Below are 26,396 nucleotides of genomic sequence, written 5' to 3'. Positions count from 1 at the left end.
TGCCCTAAAATTCTATGTTCTTAAGTGTATTTACAAAAACATCCAGTTTTTCTTTGTTGCAACTGCTCAATTCTACGTAGGATTTTTTATCATCAGGAAAGGTATGTATAGCTAAATGACTCTCTGCTAAAAGCCAAAAACAAGTATATCCCTTGATTGGAAAATGATAATCCGAAAATTTAAGAATATTAAAGGCGGATTTTTTCAATAGCCCTTCAAAAATTGTTTTTAGATTGACAGCTTCAGTTTCCTCTATCCAGATGTTAAAGCTATAAATTTTTGCTTCGATTGTTTTTGATATTATTTTATCTGGCATTAATCACTTCTTTTTAATATAAATCCCAATTTCCTTTTAAGTAATACTGATAAAGAACAGGGTTATTAATTTTATTAATTTCTACTGTATTAGTGTCCTTATTAAAAAATGAAGATTTACCGAACGATGTTATTAATTGCATCGCTTCGGCATTAATCCATTTCGTGTCCACATTCTTAAAATCAAATGATCGTAATTTACTTTTTAATTGTTCATTGGAGATTTTATTATTCTTTACACCTAAGACCCAACCCCATTCTCCCATACTAATAACTTGATTATGCATTGGTACCGTTGTAAAACCAGAAGCATTCATGGTCTTATTAATACAGTGAAATGCCTTAGTGGCAAAGTACGGACTTCCTGCTTGAGTTATCATCACCCCTCTTGGCCTTAACTTACGATGGCAAATTTTATAAAATTCTTGGCTATACAACCTACTTAACGCAACATTTCTGGGATCTGGAAGATCTGCAATGATAATATCATAAAATTTGGGATTTAAATTCTCCATAAATATAAAAGCATCCTGGTTGTAAATTGTCACCTTATCGCTATGCAGCGAATTTTCATTGATTGATTTTAAAATCAGATTGTCCTTTCCCAAATCAGTCATATTAGGATCTAAATCAACCAAATCGATAGATTGTATAGTTTTGTATTTTAATAACTCTCTTACCGCACAACCGTCGCCTCCACCTAAAATCAAAACATCTTTAACCTCAGGAAAAAGTTGCATTGCAGGATGTACTAAAGGCTCATGATACATTTCTTCATCTATGGAACAAAATTGAAGATTTCCATTAAGGTATAACCAATGTTCATCTTTCCACTCAGTTAGAACAATCTTTTGATACTTTGTCTGCTTCGAGAACACCACTTTATCTTTATACCGTTTTTGCTCTCCCCAAAGCATAACAGGCTTCGTATAAGCCAAACCACCGCTTAGCAGCAAAAAAGAAAAAATTAATAAAATAAAGGTTTTATTGAGTTGTCTTTTCTGTAATTTTCTATGCAAGACCACTGCAACAACGATAGCTACACTTAAGTTAACAAAACCCAGTACAAATGGGGTATACGTTAATCCTAAAAGGGGAAGACCTATAAATCCGAAAAAAACACCTCCTAACAAACTACCATAGTAGTCCTTTTCTAATACAGATGATATATTAGTTCTCAGGTCCTGATAGGATTCATTTATTCTAATAACAATAGGAATTTCTATACCTATTAACAAACCAATTGTAATACAAAGAGTATAAATAACTATTCCATAGTATCCACCAACGGCAGCTATAGTATAGACCAATAAGGATGTAAAAGACACAAGTATTGATAATAAAACTTCTAATATGAGAAATTTGGAAATCAAATTACCTGAAATATTTTTACTTAGTCGTGCGCCCAACCCCATAAAAAAGAGCATCAATGAAACAATCATAGTCCATTGAAACACAGAATCACCAATAAAATAAGTTGCCAAAGTAGACAATACATATTCTGCGACAATACCGGAAAAGCCTGTTGCAAAAATGGCAATTTTTAAAATTGTGGAACCTTTTAAAAGATTTTGTTTTTTTATATACTCCATGCGATTAAAACGGCAGATCCAACGTAGGCAAACGCTTCTACTAAAGCTGCACCCACATTAGGGTTTTCCTGATTTATAATTTCATCTGTTAATCGTTGTCCAGGTAAAAGAATTTTGTCTGCAATAACTCGCATCAATGGCAATAACAATAATCCTATTGTAGTTTGAGAAGAAATATCTAATAGGGTAGTTTTCCAATCTTGAAAGTCACCAAGTAATGCATTCATTACCACTATAGAAATAGCAATGATAATACCTGATAACGCCACCCCAACAGCTACATTATCTTTTTCAATCTGATCATGAACATCGTAACCTATAAATGATATGTATAATTTACAAGCAATAATTTGAAATAACATACCCAATGACCAATATGAAATTGCTGTTAAGCTTCCTATTAAAAAACCTCCGCTTTCTCCGCTTATCGCTCCAAACAATACAAGGCCCGCACCAATAAAAACTGAAGCTTCTACAACACCAGTACCCGTATTTTGATCTGATATAATTTCTTTAGTGACATTGAATTTTCGAAGAATAACTTTGTTATTTATCCATTTCGAAATATTAATTAAAATTATCCCTATAGTGCTATAATATAGTATAGCTTTTATATCTTCTATCCAGCCATATGATTCTCCTATAATTGCTCCACCAATAACTAAAAGTATCCCAATAAAATATCCAACATAAGCAACAGAAAATGCAAAATTATCCTTGAAAACCAATTCATTTTTAATACTTAATTTTCTATATATAAGTTGATATATTAATTTACCTATTATTAAAATCAGGATAGCCAGTAGGATATAGCTTAAGGAAGCCAAAAAATCTACTACATATTCGCTTTTGATTATTTCCATATATTAATTAGATGATTTGTTGATTATTTTCCAAAACCTCCACTTCTGGAACGACTAGAAGATCTTGAATAACGAGATGAATTTCTGGAAGTTTTCGAATAACTTGAACCTGACCTGTATGATCGACTTCTACTAGTTGTAGCACTTCTCTTCACAGAAGTTCTTACTTTTGACCTAAATGCAGAAGATTTATTTTTCCAAGTTGTATTTTTAGTTGTTTTATCGCTATTTGTACCAAAGGTCCTATCGCCACTCCCATAGAAGCTTCTACTTCCTCTATAGTTTCGATTGTAGTCTCTGTAATCACTACGATAGTACGTATAAGAAGGTCCGTAAAATAAATCACTCAAAAAACGATATTGCCCATAAAAAACCCAAAAAGAGCCACCAGACGAATGAGTTCTCCAGCTTCCATATCGTTCATTGCCTACATAATTATCATATCCAGCTGGGGCCGATTTTTTATCCAACACTCCATTCTTTTTAGATAAAATAGTCATTCCTAAATCATTAATATGGTCATCGAAAAAAATATCGCTTACTTTTTTCCATTCCGTATTTTTTACAATAACATCCTTTGCTTGTACGGTATCATTACCTTGCACATTCATATCAACTTTCAACTTCGGCTTTTCAATAAGTATCCGATATTTATGTCGATATTCTTTTTTAGCTTCATCATAGTCCATATCCGCCAATATTACACTAAAATTAGGCTCATCTATATATTGTGTAATAATATTATCTAAAGGTGTTTTTTGATATGCTCGCCTCTCATTAGAATTTGAAAAACAAGAGCTAAACATTACTAGTATAACTAAAAACCAAAAAAACTTAATTATTTTAAAAATCATTCATCTATATTTTGAGGTAGTATATTACTGATTTTGAACTCTGGGACATAAAGACCTATTGTAGCATCAAATTCACCATCGCCTGATTGTTCTATGGTTATCAATTTATCTTCATCAGCATTTAAATAGGTCCAGTTTATAATTTCATACCAATTTTCATCTTCTACATTTCTACAAAAGCCCGGGTTTTCTGCATCCAAAAAATATACAATATCTTGGTAGGTTATTTTTTCAGGCGGCTTACCATTCTCTTGGAGCAATGTTTTAATATGCTCACCTAGTATTCTAATCCCAATCTTTTCTGTAATTGAAATTTCCAATTCATCGTCCTCTTCAATATGTAGGTATAAGTTTTTTTTACCATTGTGCACAAGAAACTCTCTAGAGTAATGGCTATTACCCCAATCGTATTCATACATTTTTTTAACAATCCAAGTATCTAGATCAAACTCAAATATATAATCCTTCTCAAGATCAGTAACCCTGATATTAGTTACATCATAGTGAGGCTCTGTATGCGTTCTATTTTTTTTAAAAAAGTCAAATAATCCCATAAAACGTTATGTTTATACGATAGGTGTCTCTCTACGTAGATTTGTTACAAAAAACTTAAAATAAAACCCGAAGATGGCACTCTTCGGGTTTTAACGCACTAATACTACTAAGATGTTAGGTTTATCGTAATCGATCCACAGATTTTACAAGATCTTCATCCCTCTTAATGGCTTTATTGGCCATTACTAATAAAACGATAGAAATAACAGGAATGAACATCCCAATACCTTTCTCAGAAACAACCGTTTCTCCAGATACATTCAGTGACCAATACACGAATACTCCTAGTAAAATAAAGTTTAATATTATATTAACTCGCCCCAATACAAATTGAAGCTTTCGGTTTTTAAATAAAAAAATAGTTAGTAACGATAAAGCTGCCGAAAACATATACAGCCCAAAAATAATAGGATTCTCATAAGCGTATAATTCCGTCCCTGAGGTATTGACCCCATAAGGCAAAAAAACGCTAACCGCTCCAGAAACCCCTGCTGCCAAAAGCAAGTATAAACTTTGAACTCTTTGAATCATTGTCCTCTTTGATTACAGAAAAGCAAAAATAAGGGTTTCTTTTTAGAATTAAATGCAAAAAATTAAAAATAAAGTTGTATAATTGCAGCACAAATGCGTAACCTATTCTAAAAGAGGTTACTTGCCTTCAAAAAATATTCCTAGAATCTTCTTTACTTAAAGAACTTCATTAACTAAGTGAGTTAAACACACAATAACGTAAACAAAAAATTATATAACAATTTCAATGTTAGAGATTTCTGAATTAAAAGCAAAAAAGCTAACTGAACTACAGGAAATAGCAAAATCGCTTAACGTACCTAAATTCCGTACGATGAAGAAGCTTGATTTGGTTTATCAAATACTTGATTACCAAGCAGCAAACCCCCACAAAACAAAAGAAGCGATAAAAGAAGACAAATCAGAGGACAAAGGGACTCAAAAACCTAGCACAAATACTAGAAAAAAACGACCCCGATCTAAAAAAACAGATCAAACCTCAGATAAAAAAGAAGAAAGTACTCCACAAAATAACACATCTACAAAGGACAATACAACTCAAAAATCTTCTCCTCAAAAACCCGCTCCTCAAAAAAGAGCAGAACATAAAGATCAAAAATCTGATCAGCGCTCAGACGATAAAAAGGACAACACTAATAAAGGAAGAAGTAACGATAATAATTCCAATAAAAATCGTAGTTCGAACTCCAAGAAAGATAACAGCAATTCTAAATCCAATAATAACGGAAATAGAGATAACAGAAATCGATATAAAGAACCTGATTATGAGTTTGATGCTATTATTGAAAGTGAGGGTGTGCTCGACATTATGCAAGATGGCTATGGATTTCTAAGATCTAGTGACTATAACTATCTTTCTTCTCCAGATGATATTTATGTATCGCAATCACAAATCAGGCTTTTTGGATTAAAAACTGGTGATACAGTTTTAGGACAAGTGCGACCTCCTAAAGAAGGTGAAAAATATTTCCCCTTAATTAAGGTAAATAAGATAAATGGTATAGACCCTCAGGTAGTAAGAGATAGAGTTTCTTTTGAACACTTAACCCCATTATTCCCGCAGGAAAAATTTAATATTGCTGAGAGACAAAGTACCATATCGACAAGGATTATGGATCTTTTTGCTCCTATTGGTAAAGGGCAAAGAGGTATGATTGTCTCACAACCCAAAACCGGTAAAACCATGTTACTAAAGGATGTAGCAAACGCAATTGCAGCAAATCATCCTGAAGTATATCAAATGATTTTACTTATCGATGAACGCCCAGAAGAAGTGACAGACATGCAGCGTAATGTAAAAGGAGAAGTTATCGCTTCGACTTTTGACAAAGAAGCAAACGAACATGTTAAAGTCGCTAATATTGTATTAGAAAAAGCAAAACGATTGGTAGAATGTGGCCATGATGTAGTTATTCTTTTAGACTCCATCACCAGATTAGCCAGAGCTTATAACACTGTTCAACCAGCGAGCGGAAAGATACTTAGTGGAGGTGTAGATGCCAATGCACTTCATAAACCAAAACGATTCTTTGGTGCTGCAAGAAATATTGAAGGAGGTGGATCATTATCCATAATCGCTACGGCACTTACAGAAACCGGATCGAAGATGGACGAAGTAATTTTTGAAGAATTCAAAGGTACCGGTAATATGGAACTACAATTAGATCGACGAATTGCTAACAAGCGAATATTCCCAGCTATTGATCTTATATCTAGTAGTACTCGAAGAGACGATTTATTATTAGACGATAACACAATTCAGCGCATGTGGATTATGAGAAAATATTTAGCCGATATGAATCCAGTTGAAGCCATGGAATTTATCAACGAGCGATTTAAACAAACCAAGAATAATGAAGAATTCTTAATCTCCATGAATGGATAAGAAGTCATAAGAACATTTTATTATATAGAATTGAAAGAGATTGTCCTGAGCAATCTCTTTTTTTTATACTTAATTTAAGAAACAAAAAAACTAATCCAATTAATTTTGATTACTGAAAGTATTAAACCGGATCTTCGTCTTATACCTATATATTAAGGTATACCCAAAAAAAAAGTATTATGAAAAAAACAGCTTTACTTACAATAACTGCAGCTTTACTATTATTGAGCTGCAATTCCAATAGCCAAACCAATACCCATACAAATAAAACACAAAGCTCGAAAGAGCCTGTTGCAGTAGCACCTGTTAACGGTTTGGAGCGCGCTTATTTTGCCAGTGGTTGTTTTTGGTGCGTAGAAGCAATTTACGAAAGCGTAAAAGGGGTAAAAGAAGTGATTTCGGGATATGCTGGAGGCCATACTGAAAATCCAACCTATGAATCTAGCAATACAGGCAGAACAGGACATGCAGAAGCCGTTGAAGTATATTACGATCCTAATATAATAAGTTTTGCTAGCTTAGTAGATGTTTACTTCGGTTCGCAAAATCCTACTCAGGTTAATGGTCAAGGACCTGATCGAGGATCCCAATACCGATCATTGATTTTTTATCAAAATGAAGCTCAAAAACAAATCATTGAAAAAAAGAAAAAGGCTCTTGCAGAAAAATTAGATGCGCCCATAGCTGCAGAAATAGTTCCTTTTGAAAAGTTTTGGAAAGCAGAAGGTTATCACCAAGATTATGAAAAAAGAAACCCTAATAACCCATACATACGAAACGTTTCGATTCCGAGATTACTAAAATTTCAAAAAAAATTCCCTGAATTATTGAAAAAAAACCATTGATTTTTAGCAAGAACGGAAAAACCTCATCATTTATACGCCTTTTTAATTCAGCAAAACTTGTTAAGTCCCTGTTTTTAAGACTTTGTTAATTTTCATTAACAGATCAAAAAACCGACAAAGGACACGTTGAGAGCATACAAAATCAGACGTAAGACATAAATTTATCGCTAAAAAACACATTTTTGTAAATAAATTTTACTACATTTACACAAATAAAACGGAAAAGAGTTGTGGAATTCAGTTTAAAATGTTATTTTTGTTAACAGTTTAAGTGGTTTTTATCAGCTCATTAGGCTTAAAACTTAAATGTTTAGTTTAGAGAGAGCAAAACAAAAGCCTGTAAAACAAAGTTTTAAAATAAAGTTCTTTGATATTAAAAATGTATTTAGTTATTTAGCTAAGCTATTTTTATATTGAGAATTAAAAATAATAACGAACGAGCTTTAACTTTTAAATTTTAAAAGTGTATAGAAAAGGGAAAAGCCCTATTGAAACCCGATCTACTAAGATTAATTTATTAATAAGTAAACACAGAGAGATATGAGATCTATTTTTACATTTATGCTATTGGTGATAGCAACTTCAGTTGGATACGCTCAATTTAGTGAGCAGTATGCAATGGCCGGAAAAAAACTAGAATTAAGAACCGGTCCAGGTTTAGAGTATAACGTTGTAGCTGAGATTCCTCAGGGAACACAGGTATACGTAATTAACTCAGGTTATGGAGACTGGAGTACTATCCAGTACAAGCAAACTAACGGTTTTGTACTTACAAACCTATTGACTGCGGACAGTAGAATTGCTGAAGCAGAAAGAGCTGCAAGAGAGGCAGAAGCGAAAAAAGCTGCTGCTAAAGCTGCTGCAGAAGAAGCTATCCGAAAGGCAGAAGAAGCTGCTAAAAGAGCTATCGCCGAGGCAGAGAGAAGAAAAAGAGAAGCTGAAGCAGAACAAGCAAGAGCTATTGCTGCTGCAGAAGCTGCAAAAAAGAACACAAGTGCTGCTGCTTTAAAAGCACAGCGTGAGGCAGAAGAAACACGTAGAGCATTAGAAGAGGCACGTAGAAGAGCTGCTCAAAATGGAGATGTTGCATCTTCACCAATTGAGTCAACTACTGCATCCTATGGTGCTAATACACCCGCTGAAACGACTACAGCTGCACCAACTACAGTAACTAGAGAAAGTAAGTTTGCTAGTTGGGAGAAAAAAGATTACAAGTCAGGAGAGACACCTAAATCTTTTGGTAAATTCAAAGGAGAGTTTGACTACAAATTAGATAATTACCTTAAAATCAATGTTGGTAAAAACACTGAGGTTGTTGTAAAACTAGTTAAGATGGGTAAAACTCCAGCTGACGACAAAACAATTCGTGTTAACTATATCAAGAGTAACTCTACTCAGTTTATCAGAAACATACCAGAAGGTGAATACTACTGTGTAATCGCTTACGGTAAGGACTGGAGAGAAACTAATGAAGGAGGAAAAGTTATCGGTACTTTTACAAAAAATGCTTTGTATGAAAAAGGACAGGATATCTTAAACTTCAACGCGATTAAAACAGACAAAGGAATTAATATTCCATCGTACACATTATCATTAGACTTAATGGACAACGGTACATTAGGATATGATAATAACGAAGATCAAGACAATATTAGTCCTGATAAGTTTAATGAATTTTAAACACTTATTGTAAGAGTTACACCTACACTCTTATAATATTTTAATCACCAAAATTAATAAATGTAAAGAGATTATGCCTGAGGTTCGCCTCAGGCATTCTTTTTTTATACACCTTTTCACTAACAAGCATTTCAAAGCATTTTAAAAATAGAACGTGTAAAAGAAATAATTAGCACATACCAGCTTTAACTATTAGAAGACTGCTTAACTATTCAAATTTATCCTTTTCCTTACTCATATAGAGGATCCTTACTTTACTGTCTATTTCTGATTATTAAACTGTATGATACCATTTACACCTTCACCTAACAGAAGTTCACTGAATACTTTGCCGATTAATTTTCGTTTATTTCGATTGAATTAAGACCAGGCAATGAAGTCTTTACGATGAGTATTTTGTACTTGCCCTCATCTTTTATGTACTTAGAGTAGTAAACTTTGAGCTGTCTTAAAAATTAATTTAAAATAAAAAAGCCAGATATGATTGTACATATCTAGCTCTCTGTTTAATTTTTATTTCTAATTATTGATTACTGGTCTGTTTAGCCACAATAATTATCTAAAATCTTATTCTCTGATTCCATTTAATCATTAGATCTATGACGTTCTCTAGCTAGCAAGGTATTTTTCAATAACATTGCAATCGTCATAGGACCTACACCTCCAGGAACAGGAGTAATATAGGATGCTTTTTTACTTACCTTTTCAAAATCAACATCTCCAACAATTCTATACCCGCGCTCTCTACTTTCATCGGTTACTCTGGTAATCCCTACATCGATTACAACTGCATCATCCTTAACCATCTCAGCTTTTAAGAAATTAGGAACACCTAATGCTGAAATAATAATGTCTGCCTGTGAGGTAATTTGAGTAATATTTTTAGTATGACTATGCGTTAAAGTAACTGTAGAGTTCCCTGGCCACCCTTTTCTACCCATTAAAATACTCATTGGTCTTCCTACAATATGACTTCTACCAATTACCACTGTGTGCTTCCCTTTGGTGTCAACGTTATACCGTTCTAACAATTCTAATATCCCAAAAGGAGTGGCAGGGATAAAGGTAGACATATCTAAGGCCATTTTACCAAAGTTCATCGGATGAAATCCATCTACATCCTTATCGGGATCTACTGCCATCAATACTTTTTGTGTGTCAATTTGTGGCGGCAAAGGTAACTGAACTATAAAACCATCAATATCAGTGTTATTATTGAGCTCTTTTATTTTGGCTAATAATTCAATTTCACTCGTAGTGCTCGGCATTTTGACCAAAGTAGACTCAAACCCTACACGCTCACACGCTTTTACTTTGCTCCCTACATAAGTAAGACTTGCTCCGTCATTACCAACAATAATAGCTGCAAGATGAGGAACCTTTTCGCCACGATCCTTCATCTTTTTAACTTCAACTGTTATTTCATCTTTAATATCATTACTAACTTTCTTACCGTCTAGAATTTCCATAAAGTATTTTACTTACTTTTTATTTACACTAACTATTTTAATAATGAGCAGCATTATCTCATTTTGCCCATCATTTGCATTAATTTTTTACCGCCACCACCTTGCATCATCTTCATCATTTTACTCATCTGATCAAATTGCTTAAGCAATTGATTAACCTGCTGTACAGAAGTACCTGAACCCTTACCTATTCGTTTTTTTCTACTTGAATTAATAATTTGCGGTTTTTCTCGCTCTTCAGGTGTCATCGAATGTATAATTGCTTCAATATGCTTAAATGCATCGTCATCGACGTCAATATCCTTCATCATTTTTCCAGCACCAGGAATCATTCCCATCAAGTCTTTCATGTTACCCATTTTCTTTACTTGCTGGATCTGTTTCAAAAAGTCATCAAAACCAAATTGATTTTTAGCAATTTTCTTTTGAAGCTTTCTTGCTTCTTCTTCATCGAATTGTTCTTGTGCTCGCTCTACTAATGAAACCACATCCCCCATTCCAAGGATTCGATCTGCCATACGAGATGGATAAAACACATCGATTGCTTCCATTTTTTCTCCGGTACCTATAAACTTAATAGGTTTATTAACCACAGATTTAATAGAAATCGCTGCTCCTCCTCTAGTATCCCCGTCTAATTTGGTTAGAATAACACCGTCAAAATCAAGAATATCATTGAACGCCTTGGCCGTATTCACTGCATCCTGACCTGTCATAGAGTCCACAACAAATAAAGTTTCTTGAGGTTCTATCGCTTTATGAATATTAGAGATCTCGGTCATCATTACTTCATCAACAGCTAAACGACCGGCGGTATCTATAATGACTACATTGAAGCCATTTTCTTTAGCGTGCTTTATACCTGCCTTTGCGATGGCTACAGGATCTGAGTTTCCTTTATCGCTGTACACCTCAATGTCTAACTGATCCCCAACTACGTGAAGCTGATCAATAGCAGCAGGCCTATACACGTCACAGGCGACTAAAAGCGGTTTCTTTGTTTTCTTATTCTTTAAGTAATTTGCTAGTTTACCTGAAAAGGTCGTTTTACCCGATCCTTGTAAACCGGACATTAAAATCACCGATGGATTCCCTGAAAGATTAATACCTTCAGCCTCTCCACCCATTAATTCAGTAAGCTCATCCTTTACTAACTTCACCATTAATTGGCCAGGTTTTAAGCTAGACAAAACATTTTGTCCCATAGCTTTTTCCCTCACCGTATTGGTAAAATCTTTGGCTATTTTATAGTTTACATCGGCATCAACCAGTGCTCTTCGGATTTCCTTGATGGTTTCTGCAACATTTACCTCATTTATCTGACCATGACCCTTAAGAACGTGTAAGGCTTTATCTAACTTATCACTTAAATTATCAAACATATTACTTCTATTATACTTGTTTTGTGCCGCTAACTAACGGAATTGGATGCAAATTTACATATTTGAAGCGTATAAATAAAAATTAGCTCAATTAGAATTACAACATCATATTAATAAAACAAAAAAAGAGCTAAAGAAAAGTTAGCACTAACTTCTTCTTTAGCTCTTAGGGTCGGAATAAAAAGGGGAACTAACTCAAATCAACACATTCATTGATTTATTGTGCTGGTAATAAAACACGGTCAATAGCGTGTATTACTCCATTGGATGCTTGTACATCAGCCGCAATAATATTACTTGCTGTTGTGTTAGAAGCTCCTAAGACAGTTTGCGCAGTAGCATCAATGGTTACATCACCATTTAAGGTAGTTACAACTCCATCAACTAAGTCAGCTGAAGTAACGTTAGCACCAGCAACCACATGATAATTTAATACGGCCGCTAAATCATTCTCGTCAGCGGGTATTGTAATCGCATCAAATGCATCATTTATAGGTGCAAACACGGTGAATGGAGCTGATCCAGTACCATTTTCGGCACTTAATACTGACACAAAATCAGTTGAAGGTGTAAGTGTTGTTAAAGCAGACTCTAAGGTTGAAAAGTTCGGATCCGCTACAGCAAACGTTACTACAGTAGGTAACCCTATAACTGCATCAACAACGTGGATCACACCATTTCGTACTTCATTATTTGCTTCAGTCACTGTTGCTCCGCCGTTAGCTGAACCACCATTAAGCACCACACCACTCGCGGTATTTATATATAAACTCAAATTATTATCTGTATCTGCATAAGTGGCTAATGTATTAGCATAAGAAGTAGATAAATCTGTAGATAATAAGCTACCACTTACTACATGGTTTAATAACACTTGAGTAAGTACTTCGTTAGAAACATCGGCCAAATCAACCCCATCTAAAAACGCCGTAAAAGAAGCATTAGTAGGCGCAAAAACTGTTCTTAAAGTTGCGTCATCTAAAACATCATTTAAACCTGTTTGGCGTAATGCTGCGTATAAAGAAGAGAAATCACTACTTTCTCCACCATTGTAAGCAAATGCAGTAATACTTCTTCCTAACGCATCAAGTGCAGCATTTGGCAATAGTACCTTATCAATAACGTGGATAACACCATTAGCGGCTTGTACATCTACTACAGTGATTTCTGCATCAACACCAGTCTTATCTCTAAGAAACGCACCTCCATCTAAATTAAGTAACAGTGTTTCACCTTGTAAGGTAGCTGGTGTAATTCCATTAGGAATACCAGGTAAATCCCCTGATCTTACATTTGCCCCTGCCAATACGTGGTAATTTAGTACAATTTCTAATTGTGCTGCAGTAAGCGAGGAGAAATCGTTTAATCCAAATCTGGCTAGTAAATCATCAAAAGCAGCATTTGTTGGTGCAAAAACTGTAAAAGGAGAACCTGCAGTACCACTTAATGTAGCTGCATAATCAGTGTCTGGTGTAAGCGTAGTCAAAGCAGTTACCAAAGTAGAAAAAGTAGCGTCTGCGGTGGCAAAAGTAGTTACTGTCGGTACAGGAATCACTTCATCTACAAAATGAATTACACCATTAGAAGCCACTACATCAGCTTGAGTAACAGAAGATACTCCATTGATTTCAACACCACTTTCGATATTAATGTACATACTTAAGTTATCTCCATCTGCATTTTCTGCTAGATTGGACACATAACCAGTAGCTAATTGCGAAGAAGTAACTGTAGTACCTAATACATGATTTAGTAATATTTGAGTTAAATCGTCATTACTCACATCATCTAAGGATGCACCGTTCAAAAAAGTTGCAAAAGCAGCATTATCTGGTGCAAATACGGTAAAAGTACCACTAGCCGCTAAGGTCTCATCCAATCCGGTTTTTTCTAAGGCAGCTAATAAAGAACTGTAATCATCATCACCAGCAACAATATCAGCGATGGTGTTGAAATCAGGTTCTGGCAAGGGTCCTTCACCATCATCGTCGTTACTACAAGAAGCTCCCACTACTACAAATAGTGCGATAAAAGTAAATTTAATTAGATTTTTCATTTTTAAAATATTTTGTGTTTGTTTTGCTATAGAACAACACAAGACGAAAATCTCGAACCCTATGTAATGATTTTAGTACCATTTTAACTTTTTGTTTAAATAAAAAGTTAAAATATTAAACAAAAAAAAGACCGTGTTAACGGTCTTTACATTACATATCAATTGGTCGTAAATCTCAATCCATCTCGTCACAGGAATTTGCCCACAAGGTAATTTGTTCTTCTAAATCTGTATTATGAGAAATTTCAACAATTTGGCCAGTATGGGCACGTAATTGAATGGGATATTTGATACTCATCAAAATTTCTGGATCCTTCTCCGTCATATATTGAAATAGAGCGGCATCGTGATCTATCTCTCGAGACAGGATATCATTGGTATTTGGATTAAATAATAATAATGTTATTGGATATTCAAAATCAATACATTCTATATCCGAGTCATCTTCTGTACATTGTACTTTGAGTTCTTCTAAAGACTGACTATTATTTACGAATACCTGTTTGTGATTGGCTAAATTTATGGTAATAGGAAAGACTATAGCAATATCGTCTATTGCTGTTAAAGAATTATAATCTGCTACCGAGTTTATAGCAACGGACTCTCCATTTCGAAATATAGTGTAAGGTATATTAATACTAAAACAATTAGATTCATCTACTATGTCGTCAAAAGAACCATCGTGTAGTGTTACCTTTTGCATTAGTTTAGAAAGTTCTGAATTTTCTTTAATTGCATTAGTTTCTTCAGGTATACTTGAAATTTGCTCCTCTTCTTCATCTTGACAAGAAAGAAAAATAGATGATACAGCGCACATTAAAAATGAAACAAAAAAGATCCTACACATAGCTTTTTATTTTTAGATAGAACAACTTTGAGATTAAAATTCCTACTTTGCAATAGTTTTTTATTTTTACCTAAAAATACTAAAATGCTTAAAGATTTGCATAAAGATGTTTGTGAGGAAGAAGTTTTTGCTTCGGTATTTAGTACCTATGCTCAAGACTTACACGATTTTATTTACTATAAATACGGCGCACATTTTGGTCCTTCAGACAAAGTACAGGAAGCATTTTTAAAGCTGTGGGAAAACTGCGCAAAAGTTACCAGCGCTAAGGCCAAAAGTTTCTTATTTACAATCGCCAATAACCTAACACTAAACGACATTAAACACCAAAAGGTAAAACTTAAATATAATAAAATTGAACCTGCAAAGGACACCAAAGAAAATCCACAATTTTTACTTGAGGAAAAGGAATATTTAGAAAAATACCAAAATGCTCTGGCTAAGCTTAGCGAAGCCCAGCGAGTTGCATTTTTAATGAACAGAATAGAAGGAAAAAAACATCAAGAAATAGCAGATCTTTTAGGTATTTCAAGAAAAGCTGTAGAAAAGAGAATATATAATGCGTTACACAACCTACGCAAAGAAATTGACGGAATACCTTAAAAAAGTCAAACGTACAGGTAGGAATTTTAATAATCCAATTGTTCTATTATTAGAAAAATTGCTATGAAAGAGAAAGATATTATAATCAAATGGTTAAATCACGAAAGCTTGAGCGAGACTGAACTCGCCAAGCTTCGTGATATGGAAGGTTTTTCTTCATTAAAAACCATTACTGAAAAAGCACATCATTTTAAAGCTCCCCCATATAATACTATAAATGAATTTGAAAACTTAAAAAGTCAATTAACTAACAAAATGAAGTCTTCAAAAAACAATTCACTTTCCATTATACTTAAAATAGCTGCAGTAGTAGTAATTGCTATAGGTGTTTATTTTGCCCTGCCTACATCAAATGATTATGAAGTAAAAACTTTAGCAACAGAGACTAAGGACATCACTTTACCTGATCAATCCGAGGTCAAACTAAATGCCCTTACTTCTATTAGATATGATAAAGAAAACTGGAGTAGTCAGCGTAAAGTTTATTTAGATGGTGAAGCACATTTCAAAGTTGAACGAGGTAATAAATTTGATATTGAAACCGATATGGGTACAGTTAGTGTAATAGGAACACGCTTTAACGTAAAAAGTAGAGCGAACTATCTCGAAGTGGTTTGTTATCAAGGAGTGGTTAGTGTATCCGCAGGTGATGAAATTTTGTATTTAAGACAAAATGAGGCTATCGAATACAGAGGACAAGACTTAGAAAAGAAAATAGTAACCTACGATATGCCATCTTGGTTTGATAATAGAAGCCTATTTTATAGTAGACCCATAAGAGATGTAATTGAGGAATTAGAATGGCAATATGGTGTTAAAGTTAATCTAAGAAATATCGATCAAAATATACTTTTTACTGGTAATTTTGTACATTCAGATTTAAAATCCGCGTTATCCTCTATTGCAATACCCCTTAAATTAAAATGCAAAGTAAATGGTAACGAAGTAACCTTTTATAAAGAGTGACCTTAAAATCTGTACTAACTTTACTATTTTTAATATCATTGCAGATTGTAGTTTGTCAATCTTTGAACAAAGAGTTTAAAGAGGTAGCTGAGCTTTTAAAAAAATTAGAACAGCAATACGGTTGTACTTTTTCCTATTTGGATAATGATGTAAAAAATTTAACCATTTCTTTTTTAAAAAAGCCAACCTCCTTAGAAGATTATATTTCGTTATTAGAACGAAATACACCGCTCACCTTCACCTCACTTTCAAAAAATGATTACGCTATCAGTTTATCAACGGTGCCAAAACAAATCTGTGGAAGGGTTTTATCTGCTGAAGATCAAAAACCTCTTGCCAATGTAAAGATACAACTCCAAAATACTATTGTTTACACCGATAGCACTGGAACATTTTTTTTGACAACAAATACTTGGGATGCATCTTTACAAATTGAAACCATTGGATTCAACCAAAAATCGGTAGCTGTAAAGAAATTTTTAAATCCCGTTTGCACTGTTCAGTATTTGTCAAAAAATATAGAATTTCTATCTCCAATACTAATTACAAATTATTTAACCAAAGGCTTATCCAAAAATTATGACGGATCGGTGTCTGTTAATTATAAAGATTTTACCATTGTTCCTGGGCAAATAGAACCTGACCTCTTACAAACACTACAAGCTATACCGGGTGTTATGAGCGCAAATGAAACTATTTCTGATCTAAATATCAGAGGTGGTACACAGGACCAAAATCTAATTTTATGGGACGGTATTAAGATGTATCAAACCAGCCATTTTTTTGGACTAATATCTGCGTTTAATCCGTATTTAACAAAAGATATCAGACTCTACCAAAATGGATCCAAAGCAAAATATGGCGATGGTGTATCTGGGGTTATTGTTATGGAAACGGAAAATAGCCTAAAGGATAGTACGGAAGTAAGTGTTGGTATAAATATGCTAAGTATGGATAGTTATGTCGACACCCCTATAAACTCAAAATCATCGATACAAATCACTGCCAGAACATCAATAAACGAATTCATAGAAACCCCAACTTACAGCAGCTATTTCAACAAATCTTTTCAAAATAGTGAGTTGGTTGGCGCTGATGATACAGTTTTTACCAGTGACGACACCTTTACCTTTTATGACATAAGCACCCGTTATTTGTATCAGATCACAGAAGATGATCTATTAAAATTTAACTTTTTAAGCATTCAAAATGATTTAGTATTTCTAGAAAATGCAATTGTAAATAATAGGAAAGAAGTTAAAGAAAGTGGACTGAAACAACAAAACTTAGCTGGTGGAGTTACCTATATAAAAAATTGGACCCCTAAAACGCATACTTCTTTTATGGTATATGGCAGTAACTATGTATTAGAGGCTACCAATTCTGACATTCTTAACGACCAAAGGCTTTTTCAACAAAATGAAATTTTAGAAAGTGGCACAAAACTACAAGCGCAAACTAAACTTAATCCAAAAGTAAACCTATCCTACGGCTATCAATTTAATGAAACGGGCATTTCGCATCTTAGAGATTTGAATAATCCTATTTTTAGAGATTTTTCTAAAGAAGTAATTAGATCACATAGTTTTTATACTGAATTAGCGTATTTGTCACCTAATCAAAAAACAGCGCTTACCGCAGGAACACGATTAACGAAGCATAATAAATTTAGTACGTTTTATACTGAGCCTCGGCTTAGCTTAAACCAAAAAATAGCAAATAGGTTATCTTTTACACTGGCAGGAGAACTTAAAAGTCAAATTACCTCTCAAATTGTAGATTTTCAAAATGATTTTTTGGGGGTTGAAAATAGAAAATGGGTTTTATCAAACGGTAAGGATGTTCCGGTATTAAAAAGTCAGCAACTATCTAGCGGTCTAACGTATAGCCCTGGTAACTGGATACTAAGCGGAGAAGCTTATTATAAGAAAGTCGATGGGATTCTAAGTAAAAGTCAAGGTTTTCAAAATCAGTTTGAAAATAGCAATGATCACGGTAGTTACACCATAACTGGTATTGATTTACTGATCAACAAACGATTCAAAAACCTCAATATATGGCTCACCTACTCTACTAGTAACAATACCTACGAGTTCAATAACTTATCCGATGAAAAATTTCCTAATTCTATAGACATAACACATAATGCACGATTGGCCTTAACCTATTTCAATAAAAAACTACAGTACTCTGCTGGGATTAGTTGGCATAGTGGAAGACCAACAACGGCAATTGATAGCAATAACCCAATTGTTGACGAAGAAATTAATTATTTATCACCAAATGAAGACAATTTGCAGGATTACCTTAGGGTTGACGGTTCTGCGCTTTATAATTTCAAGCTCTCTAGAAAAATCAGAGCTAAGGCAGGAATTTCATTTTGGAATATTACGAATTATAGTAATGTGATTAATAGCTTCTATACCATTGATAACGCTACAGATACCAATAATCCATCAGTATTACTTAGTGAAGAATCAGGCTTAGAATTTACGGCGAATGCAATTTTTAGAATTACCTTTTAAGATGCTTAACACCTGTAAGCTCAATTATTTCTCCTCCCCCTACTTCCTTTACAGCATTTTTATTGATTACGAAGCCATTTTTCTCGAAAAATGATTTTGTAAATGAATTGATTTCTGTAGTAAGTACATCCAATTCGTTTTCGATAGAAACTTGTTCGATGGTATCATATAATTCCTTGGCAATACCTTGTCCCTGATATCTTGGATGAACAAAAATAAAGTCTAAATGACCTTCGCTATCCATACATACACTGCCTACGACTTCTCCATTTAATTTGGCATTATAGATATGACTATGCTTAAACCGATCTAACCAATACAAACGATTTGTAGCTAATCTTGAATACATTTTAATTTCTGCTGGTGTGAAAACCGCGCTACCAAAATTAGTTACCGTTTCATAAAAAAAGCGCTGCATTAATGGAAGATCTGTGTCTTGTGCTTGAGTAATTTTACATTTCATACTTAAAATTTTAGCTAATCCCTATAGTATAAAAACAACTGAAAAGTTAAAATTCCTTTAAAAAAGAAATAATAAAATGTAAAATTTATTCAGTCTAAATAACTGAAAATATATTCTTTAGCTCCACAACCCTTCTACATTCGTTCTGGCACCTCTATACCAAGAAGTGCAAATGCGGATTTAAGTACGTTACCCACTTTTGCCGAAAGCTGTACTCTAAACAATTTTTCTGCTGCTGTATCCGCTCCAAAAATCGAAACGTTTTGAAAAAATGAGTTATAGCTTTTCACTAAGTCATAGGTGTAATTTGCTATAATAGCTGGACTTAATTCAGCTGCTGCATTTTGAATAATTTCAGGATAGGTCTCCAATAGTTTAATAAGCTCTCTTTCCTTTTCATGCAATGTGATTGCTGGTGTATTTTTTGACCAGTCGAAATCTGCCTTTCTTAATATCGCCTGAATTCTTGCATAGGTATACTGAATAAAAGGTCCGGTGTTTCCTTGAAAATCAACAGATTCTTCAGGATCAAACAGTATTCGCTTTTTAGGATCTACTTTTAAGATATAATATTTAAGCGCTCCTAAACCAATAATGTTGTATACTGATTTTTTTTGTGCCTCTGTGTATCCTTCTAATTTACCTAAGTCTTTAGAAATTTCTTCTGCAGTTTTAGCCATCTCAGCGATCAGATCATCGGCATCAACTACCGTTCCTTCTCTACTTTTCATTTTACCGCTTGGTAAATCAACCATACCATAACTGAGGTGATATAAATGCTCGGCCCAATCATAACCCAGTTTTTTAAGAATAAGAAATAACACCTTGAAATGGTAGTCCTGTTCGTTACCAACGGTATAAATCATTCCCCCGATATCTGGATAGTCTTTTACACGCTGTATCGCTGTACCTATATCCTGCGTCATATAAACTGCAGTTCCATCGCTACGCAATACTAGTTTTTCATCCAGTCCTTCATCAGTTAAATCACACCATACCGATCCATCTTCTTTTTTATAAAAAACACCACTCTCCAAGCCATCTTTGATATTATCTTTTCCTAATAAATAGGTATCACTTTCATAATAATAACAATCAAAGTCTACACCTAGTGCTTTATACGTTTGCTCAAAACCTTCATACACCCATCCGTTCATTGTTTTCCACAATTGAACCACATCAGGATCGCCTGCCTCCCACTTTCTTAGCATTTCTTGAGCTTCACCCATAATAGGTGTTCTATTTCTCGCAATCTCCATTATTTTATCTTTTTCCTCACTAATTTTTTCTTCATCAGTTAAGGTTGATAAAATTTGATTAATCGCCTTTATTTTATAAGCTGAAGTAGTTGGATAATTAGAAAAATCATCATTGAGATATTCTTCAAAAATAGGTTTAGCTTCTTTTCTTAGCTCATTTTCAAACTTTACATAATAACTACCTACAAGATGATCTCCTTTAATCTTTGAAGATTCCGGAGTTTCTCCTTTTCCAAACTTTTGATAAGCCACCATACTCTTACAAATATGGATCCCTCTATCATTAATGATTTGAGTTTTATAGACTTTCTTACCACTTGCTTTTATGATTTCAGCAACGGAATAGCCTAATAAGTTATTTCTAATATGACCCAGATGTAACGGTTTGTTTGTATTAGGCGAAGAATACTCCACCATAACAGCATTGGAATCTTTTTGTGGACCCAGGTGACCGTACGTATTGTCATCTTTTATACCCTTAAAAAAGTTAAGGTAATAGCTTTCTGAAACCACTAAATTCAAAAATCCTTTAACAACATTATAGCTTGTAATCGTTTTTAAATGTTCTACAAGATATGCACCAAGCTGTTCTCCAATAGCAACCGGATTTCCTTTAACAACTCTTAGCATAGGAAAAACTACCACAGTAACATCACCTTCGAACTCCTTTCTGGTAGCCTGGAGCTCTACAGATTCCAAATTAGCGCTAAAAATTGTATTTACCGCTTCTTTCACCGTTGCTTCTATTTCTTGATGTAGTAACATTTTATAATTAGTTATAGTATTGTGTTTAAATTTCTTTAAAGCATTGTTAAAACAAGGTGCAAAGATAGCGCAAATTACATACTTATACATCCCATATGGCAGTAATTCCCTATCTTGTTAAGAAAAATGCTCGTCAATAATCTGCATAATGATCCAGACCTAAAGGAAAGCGTTACTACGCTGTTAGGGAAACCATTCACCTTACAGGATCGCTTAAAGATTTCAGGTGCTATCTCTCCAAAAATAACCATAACCGATAGTAGTCTGCAAATTAGAAATCTCCTAGTTTTAGATACCCATACAAAAACGTGTACCATAACACTAAGACCAAAGGGGATTTTGCTTAATTTTCAAGTGCAACTTCAGTCTTACCACCTGGTCATTCCTTTCTATAAACTCAAAGTTTATAAAGGAAGAGCTGAAGAATATTCAATCTATATGGATCATCATTTTATTAAGATCAAAGCCCCTAAGGAGGCTATGAATATCCATAACTACTTTAAAAAATTGATCGCATTAAAGGCAGATAGCCATCCCAAGACTATTGACGATTTATATTAAAAATTATTGCTATGAAAGTTTTACTAACTGGTGCCAATGGCTACATAGGGATGAGACTTCTCCCGCTTTTGGTAGCAGCTAATCACGATGTTGTTTGCTGTGTTAGAGACCAAAGAAGGTTGTCTATCGATGATGATTTAAAAAGTAAGATTGAAATCATTGAAATCGATTTTTTAGAAGAACCTGATTTTTCTAAGTTTCCTAAAGATATCGACGCGGCTTATTACCTTATTCATTCAATGAGTTCTTCTACTACGGATTTTGACAAAAAAGAAGAGCGCTCAGCTATAAATTTTAATAGTTATGCTACCTATGCTTCCATAAAACAGGTCATTTACCTCAGTGGTATTGTCAATGAAGAAAACTTATCTAAACATTTATGGTCCAGAAAAAATGTAGAAGAAATTTTATATGATGCTGAATATCAGTTAACTGTTTTGCGTGCCGGTATCATAGTGGGTTCTGGTAGTTCTTCTTTTGAAATCATACGAGATTTATGTGAAAAACTGCCTTTAATGATTGCTCCAAAATGGGTAACCACCAAAACACAACCTATAGCTATTAGAGATGTTCTTGCTTTTTTAACAGGCGTTTTAGGAAACGAAAAATGTTACAATGAATCTTTTGACATTAGCGGACCAGATATACTTACGTATAAGGACATGTTAGAGATTTATGCAAAAGTGAGGGAACTTCGTATTTATATTTTTACTGTACCGGTAATGACTCCTAAATTATCTTCTTACTGGTTATATTTCGTAACCTCCACCTCATATAAATTAGCACTAAATCTCGTAGACAGCATGCGAGTTCCTGTAATTGCAAAAGATCAAAGATTACAGCAAATGCTTGATATACAACCTATGACCTATACTAGAGCACTAGAGCTTGCTTTTATTAAAATTGAACAAAATCAGGTAGTATCCAGCTGGAAAGATTCTATGGTTAGTGGACGATTTAAAAAAGATCTACAAAAATATATACAAGTTCCAAAGCGAGGCTGCCTTAATGATTCTAAAAAAATGCAACTTACAAATCCAGAGCAAGCCTTAGAGAAAATTTGGTCTATCGGTGGAAAAAATGGCTGGTACTATGGTGACTGGATGTGGAAAATCAGAGGGTATATTGATAAATTTTTTGGGGGTGTTGGACTGCGAAGAGGGCGTACTCATCCTAATAAAATATATTCAGGTGATGCACTAGATTTTTGGAGAGTTTTAGTGGCTGATGAAAAGAATAAACGCTTATTGCTGTTTGCCGAAATGAGAGTACCGGGAGAAGCATGGCTGGAGTTTTATATCGATAATGATAACATTTTGCATCAAACCGCCACATTTAGACCCAAAGGATTGTGGGGAAGATTATATTGGTACACTATGATTCCATTTCATTATTTTATCTTTGGTGGTATGATTAAACATATTGCAACCCCATCCTAATTATTTAAATAATCCCCAAAATAAAAAATTGCCTATGACGCTACGAATACTATTGTTGTTATGTTTTTACACGTTTTTAAGTTGTAGTAAACAAAAGCAAGACAATTCGAATATCAATACTTTTACATCCTTATATATGGGAAGCTTTTCATCTGAAGCACAAGCTAATGAAGAAAAAGGGTATGCCAACTTAACCTTAGTAAATATTCCTATCTGGGAAGATAAAGAAGGATACTGGTTCTATTCTGAAAATTATCTAACCGAATCACCTAATCGGATTATTCTTCAACGCATTATTAATGTAGTACCGATAGACAGCGCCCGTATAAAGACTGCAAGATATGCCTTAAGCGAACCTGAACGCTTTAAAAATGGATGGAAAAACCCAGCTCTTTTTAATGATTTAGCTCTTAAGAATACGATTTATAAAACGGGTTGCGATATTTATTATAATAAAAAGGGAAATTCCCTTTATTACGGTAAAAATAAATCTTATAGTTGTGGTTCGGAGTTTGAAGGAATTGATTATTTGATGACCAATGTGGTGCTTACTTCTGAAACCCTTTCCGTATGGGTAAAAGGCTATGATAAAATTGGTAAACAGGTATGGGGTAAAATTAAAGGCCCTTATAAGTATAAGCGTACGACAAAGGAATAAGTATTTTTTTACTTAAAATCCGCTAACGTTTTATTCTCTAGCACCCTAAGCGTATTATCCCTTACCTCTATCATTAATCCATGTACTGCGCAGCTTTCTTCATCAGGACAGTCATCGCATTTTTCATAGAAGTTGAGACTCACACAAGGCAGCATTGCAATAGGGCCTTCCAAGACACGTATAACTGAAGCCATATTAATTTCTTCAGGTTCTTTAATGAGATAATACCCTCCGCCTTTGCCTTTTTTAGACCCTAAAAAACCATTTTTGCGTAAGGTAAGTAAAATGCTTTCTAAAAACTTTTGCGAAATATGCTCTTGCTTCGCGATTTCTGATATCAACACAGGAGAATCCGATTCTTTCCTGGCGATATAAGTTAGCGCTTTCAGTCCATATTTAGTTTTTTTAGAAAGCATAGCGTTTTAATTATTCTTTAGGTAAAAACACCTCTGCCATCATACATCTAGCACTACCTCCGCCCAAAGTTTCTATAGTAGAAAGGTCGCTATGCACTATTTGACAATGTTTTTGAATATTCTTTTTTTGTTCTTCTGTAAGTGCGTTGTATGCAGCTGTAGACATCACCAAGTACCTGATGTCATCTGCACCGATAACTTGTAATACATTGCCTGCAAAGTTATTAATCTGCTCCTCAGAAAGTGCTATAAGCTCTTTTCCGTCTCCTTTAATATGATTGACAAGATTTTTCCTTTCCTTTTTATCATCAATTGCATCTAAACATACTAAAGCAAAGGTTTCACCTAGACCCATCATTACATTAGTGTGATATATAGGTAATCGTTTACCATCCACCGTTTGGTAAGCCGTAAAGATTACTGGTGTGTATTCAAAATCTTCGCAAAATTCAATTAACAACTCTTCGTCGGCTCTAGGTGACAGTGCGCAATATGCTTTTTTATGAACTCTATCCAACACTAAACTTCCAGTACCTTCTAAGAAAATATCATCCTCCTCAGCTGCGGTATAATCTACAATGTTTTTTATCAAGAAACCTTGGTCTTCAACTTGTTTCAACACCTCTAACCTTCGCTCTTGCCTTCTATTAGGTGCAAACATTGGGTACAATGCAATATCACCATTGTTATGAAAGGAGATCCAGTTATTAGGAAATATAGAGTCTGGTGTATCTTGATTTGGATCATCGTTTTCTACAATTACATTAACTCCTTTACGTTTAAGCGTGTCTACAAAAGCATCGAATTCTTTTTCGGCCTGCTCATTCGCTTGAGTGCTAGATATATCAGACGCTGCTTGATAATAATTATTTACAGCAGTTTGTTCATTCATTCTGAACTGAACTGGTCTGATCATTAATATGGTATTGGTAACTTGTTTCATTTAATCTCTTATTAAAGGCATCGTAGAACAACGTAACAGTCCTTCTTGCTTAGCAATTTCTGCATAGGGTACTTCTTCAACTTTAATTCCGTTTTTTGACAACCACGCATTTAATCTTTTAAAATTTTGCTCGGATATCACTACATCTTCAGCAATGGAAAAAATATTAGAGCACATACTATACATTTCATTTTTGTCAATATGAAAAAGGTTTTCCATCCCAAAAAGATCTACTAAAAACTCATAATCCTTAGGATTTCTAAATCCTTCTTTATGAATAATTGCTTTATTTACTCCTACAGGCTGAAAACAACAGTCTAAATGCAATGCATTGCTTCTAGGGTCTGTCATCGATTTATTCAAATCAAACTCAATAACCTTTTTATGAGGAAATAAACCTTTTATATAGTCCACACCTTTCATATTGGTTCTGGCCACAATACAGTCGCTATAATCCTCTCCCTTATACGTCCCTATAAAGATATAATCATTATGAATCATGATATCTCCACCTTCAAAATGGATATCTTCAGAAGGAGCTTTAAAAACCTTTTTAGGATCGATCTCATCGATCACATACTGTATTGCTTTTATCTCTTTTTCGCGATCCGGAAGAATATTAGCTTTAATAAACTTATCTTCAATAACTACAGCAATATCTCTTGCGAAAATTTGATTATAGTCTGATATTACTTCTGGTCGATACACCTTTACGTCATACTTTTTAAGTACTGAAGCCACAGCCGCCATCTCTGCGGTCATATCCTCTTCTGTCGGATAAGTACCCGCTTTGATATGTTCAATAGATTTAGGGTCATAAGCCTCCTCGATAGTTGGTGCAGGACCATTACTTTTTGCAGTACCCAGAACTACCGCTCTCAAGCGTGAGGTTTCATTATTTATATTCAGCTTCAAAATAAATTT

At 34.1% G+C, this 26,396-nt stretch carries 24 protein-coding genes; 9 read left to right on the top strand and 15 right to left on the bottom strand.

Annotation, left to right across the window (positions count from 1 at the left end; translation table 11 throughout):
* Positions 1-4: 4 nt before the first annotated feature.
* From EV197_RS05955 to EV197_RS05930, 6 genes are all read right to left on the bottom strand, one after another.
* Positions 5-316, bottom strand: a complete 312-nt coding sequence (locus tag EV197_RS05955) for an S-adenosylmethionine decarboxylase (RefSeq protein ID WP_130285810.1) — start codon at positions 314-316, stop codon at positions 5-7.
* A gap of 13 nt (positions 317-329) precedes the next feature.
* Positions 330-1,907, bottom strand: coding sequence for a polyamine aminopropyltransferase (locus tag EV197_RS05950; protein ID WP_130285809.1), 1,578 nt, complete (start codon positions 1,905-1,907; stop codon positions 330-332).
* Positions 1,895-2,770 (bottom strand): DUF350 domain-containing protein, encoded by an 876-nt coding sequence (locus EV197_RS05945; protein ID WP_130285808.1) that lies wholly within the window; start codon positions 2,768-2,770, stop codon positions 1,895-1,897. Before EV197_RS05945 ends, EV197_RS05950 begins: the two co-directional genes overlap by 13 nt.
* Before the next feature lie 23 nt (positions 2,771-2,793).
* The gene (locus tag EV197_RS05940; protein ID WP_130285807.1) at positions 2,794-3,624 is read right to left on the bottom strand and encodes a hypothetical protein; all 831 of its coding nucleotides are present in this window, start codon (positions 3,622-3,624) and stop codon (positions 2,794-2,796) included.
* On the bottom strand, positions 3,621-4,178 hold the full coding sequence (locus EV197_RS05935; RefSeq protein ID WP_130285806.1) for a DUF4178 domain-containing protein: 558 nt from the start codon (positions 4,176-4,178) through the stop codon (positions 3,621-3,623). Before EV197_RS05935 ends, EV197_RS05940 begins: the two co-directional genes overlap by 4 nt.
* Positions 4,179-4,299: 121 nt before the next feature.
* Complete coding sequence (locus tag EV197_RS05930; RefSeq protein ID WP_130285805.1) at positions 4,300-4,710, bottom strand: DUF4293 domain-containing protein; 411 nt, start codon at positions 4,708-4,710, stop codon at positions 4,300-4,302.
* Positions 4,711-4,936: 226 nt separating this feature from the next.
* On the opposite strand from EV197_RS05930, the gene rho reads away from it, so the two are divergent.
* From rho to EV197_RS05915, 3 genes are all read left to right on the top strand, one after another.
* Entirely contained in the window at positions 4,937-6,595 is a 1,659-nt protein-coding gene (gene rho, locus EV197_RS05925) for a transcription termination factor Rho (protein ID WP_130285804.1), read from the top strand.
* A 179-nt stretch (positions 6,596-6,774) separates the two neighbouring features.
* A complete protein-coding gene (gene msrA, locus EV197_RS05920; RefSeq protein ID WP_130285803.1) occupies positions 6,775-7,440 on the top strand; it encodes a peptide-methionine (S)-S-oxide reductase MsrA in 666 nt (221 codons plus the stop codon).
* A gap of 540 nt (positions 7,441-7,980) precedes the next feature.
* Entirely contained in the window at positions 7,981-9,120 is a 1,140-nt protein-coding gene (locus EV197_RS05915; RefSeq protein WP_130285802.1) for an SH3 domain-containing protein, read from the top strand.
* Between the two features lie 584 nt (positions 9,121-9,704).
* Here EV197_RS05915 and EV197_RS05910 read toward each other — a convergent pair.
* From EV197_RS05910 to EV197_RS05895, 4 genes are all read right to left on the bottom strand, one after another.
* Complete coding sequence (locus EV197_RS05910; protein ID WP_130285801.1) at positions 9,705-10,589, bottom strand: bifunctional 5,10-methylenetetrahydrofolate dehydrogenase/5,10-methenyltetrahydrofolate cyclohydrolase; 885 nt, start codon at positions 10,587-10,589, stop codon at positions 9,705-9,707.
* A 53-nt stretch (positions 10,590-10,642) separates the two neighbouring features.
* A complete protein-coding gene (gene ffh, locus EV197_RS05905; protein ID WP_130285800.1) occupies positions 10,643-11,971 on the bottom strand; it encodes a signal recognition particle protein in 1,329 nt (442 codons plus the stop codon).
* Between the two features lie 217 nt (positions 11,972-12,188).
* A complete protein-coding gene (locus EV197_RS05900; protein ID WP_130285799.1) occupies positions 12,189-14,027 on the bottom strand; it encodes a fasciclin domain-containing protein in 1,839 nt (612 codons plus the stop codon).
* Between the two features lie 175 nt (positions 14,028-14,202).
* Positions 14,203-14,874: a hypothetical protein gene (locus tag EV197_RS05895; RefSeq protein ID WP_130285798.1), complete on the bottom strand. Its 672-nt coding sequence runs from the start codon at positions 14,872-14,874 to the stop codon at positions 14,203-14,205.
* 84 nt (positions 14,875-14,958) lie between these two features.
* Here EV197_RS05895 and EV197_RS05890 point away from each other — a divergent pair, with 84 nt between their 5' ends.
* From EV197_RS05890 to EV197_RS05880, 3 genes are all read left to right on the top strand, one after another.
* Entirely contained in the window at positions 14,959-15,477 is a 519-nt protein-coding gene (locus EV197_RS05890; protein WP_130285797.1) for an RNA polymerase sigma factor, read from the top strand.
* Positions 15,478-15,540: 63 nt separating this feature from the next.
* On the top strand, positions 15,541-16,443 hold the full coding sequence (locus tag EV197_RS05885; protein ID WP_130285796.1) for a FecR family protein: 903 nt from the start codon (positions 15,541-15,543) through the stop codon (positions 16,441-16,443).
* 62 nt (positions 16,444-16,505) lie between these two features.
* Entirely contained in the window at positions 16,506-18,968 is a 2,463-nt protein-coding gene (locus EV197_RS05880) for a TonB-dependent receptor (RefSeq protein WP_130285795.1), read from the top strand.
* Here EV197_RS05880 and EV197_RS05875 read toward each other — a convergent pair.
* Positions 18,958-19,431 carry a GNAT family N-acetyltransferase gene (locus EV197_RS05875; protein ID WP_130285794.1) on the bottom strand — a complete coding sequence of 158 codons (474 nt, stop codon included), beginning with the start codon at positions 19,429-19,431 and terminating at the stop codon, positions 18,958-18,960. The genes EV197_RS05880 and EV197_RS05875 overlap by 11 nt on opposite strands.
* A gap of 134 nt (positions 19,432-19,565) precedes the next feature.
* The gene (gene argS / locus EV197_RS05870; RefSeq protein ID WP_130285793.1) at positions 19,566-21,455 is read right to left on the bottom strand and encodes an arginine--tRNA ligase; all 1,890 of its coding nucleotides are present in this window, start codon (positions 21,453-21,455) and stop codon (positions 19,566-19,568) included.
* A 126-nt stretch (positions 21,456-21,581) separates the two neighbouring features.
* Between argS and EV197_RS05865 the strand changes: the two genes are divergently transcribed.
* The 3 genes from EV197_RS05865 to EV197_RS05855 are packed head-to-tail and all read left to right on the top strand — an operon-like array spanning position 21,582 to position 24,113.
* Complete coding sequence (locus EV197_RS05865) at positions 21,582-22,016, top strand: hypothetical protein (protein WP_130285792.1); 435 nt, start codon at positions 21,582-21,584, stop codon at positions 22,014-22,016.
* Positions 22,017-22,027: 11 nt separating this feature from the next.
* Positions 22,028-23,455 carry an SDR family oxidoreductase gene (locus tag EV197_RS05860; protein ID WP_130285791.1) on the top strand — a complete coding sequence of 476 codons (1,428 nt, stop codon included), beginning with the start codon at positions 22,028-22,030 and terminating at the stop codon, positions 23,453-23,455.
* Between the two features lie 34 nt (positions 23,456-23,489).
* Entirely contained in the window at positions 23,490-24,113 is a 624-nt protein-coding gene (locus EV197_RS05855) for a chromophore lyase CpcT/CpeT (RefSeq protein ID WP_130285790.1), read from the top strand.
* Between the two features lie 8 nt (positions 24,114-24,121).
* Here the strand turns inward: EV197_RS05855 and EV197_RS05850 are convergent, their stop codons facing one another.
* Genes EV197_RS05850 through EV197_RS05840 form a run of 3 tightly spaced genes read right to left on the bottom strand, consistent with a single transcriptional unit; the run spans position 24,122 to position 26,390 of the window.
* The gene (locus EV197_RS05850) at positions 24,122-24,529 is read right to left on the bottom strand and encodes an RrF2 family transcriptional regulator (RefSeq protein ID WP_130285789.1); all 408 of its coding nucleotides are present in this window, start codon (positions 24,527-24,529) and stop codon (positions 24,122-24,124) included.
* A 10-nt stretch (positions 24,530-24,539) separates the two neighbouring features.
* The gene (gene ctlX, locus EV197_RS05845) at positions 24,540-25,472 is read right to left on the bottom strand and encodes a citrulline utilization hydrolase CtlX (RefSeq protein ID WP_130285788.1); all 933 of its coding nucleotides are present in this window, start codon (positions 25,470-25,472) and stop codon (positions 24,540-24,542) included.
* Positions 25,473-26,390: a dimethylarginine dimethylaminohydrolase family protein gene (locus EV197_RS05840; RefSeq protein ID WP_130285787.1), complete on the bottom strand. Its 918-nt coding sequence runs from the start codon at positions 26,388-26,390 to the stop codon at positions 25,473-25,475.
* Between the last annotated feature and the right edge of the window lie 6 nt (positions 26,391-26,396).

Origin of the sequence: Aquimarina brevivitae (assembly GCF_004216895.1) — a bacterium.
GTDB classification, from domain to species: domain Bacteria; phylum Bacteroidota; class Bacteroidia; order Flavobacteriales; family Flavobacteriaceae; genus Aquimarina; species Aquimarina brevivitae.
This window is presented reverse-complemented; position numbering and strand designations above follow the sequence as displayed.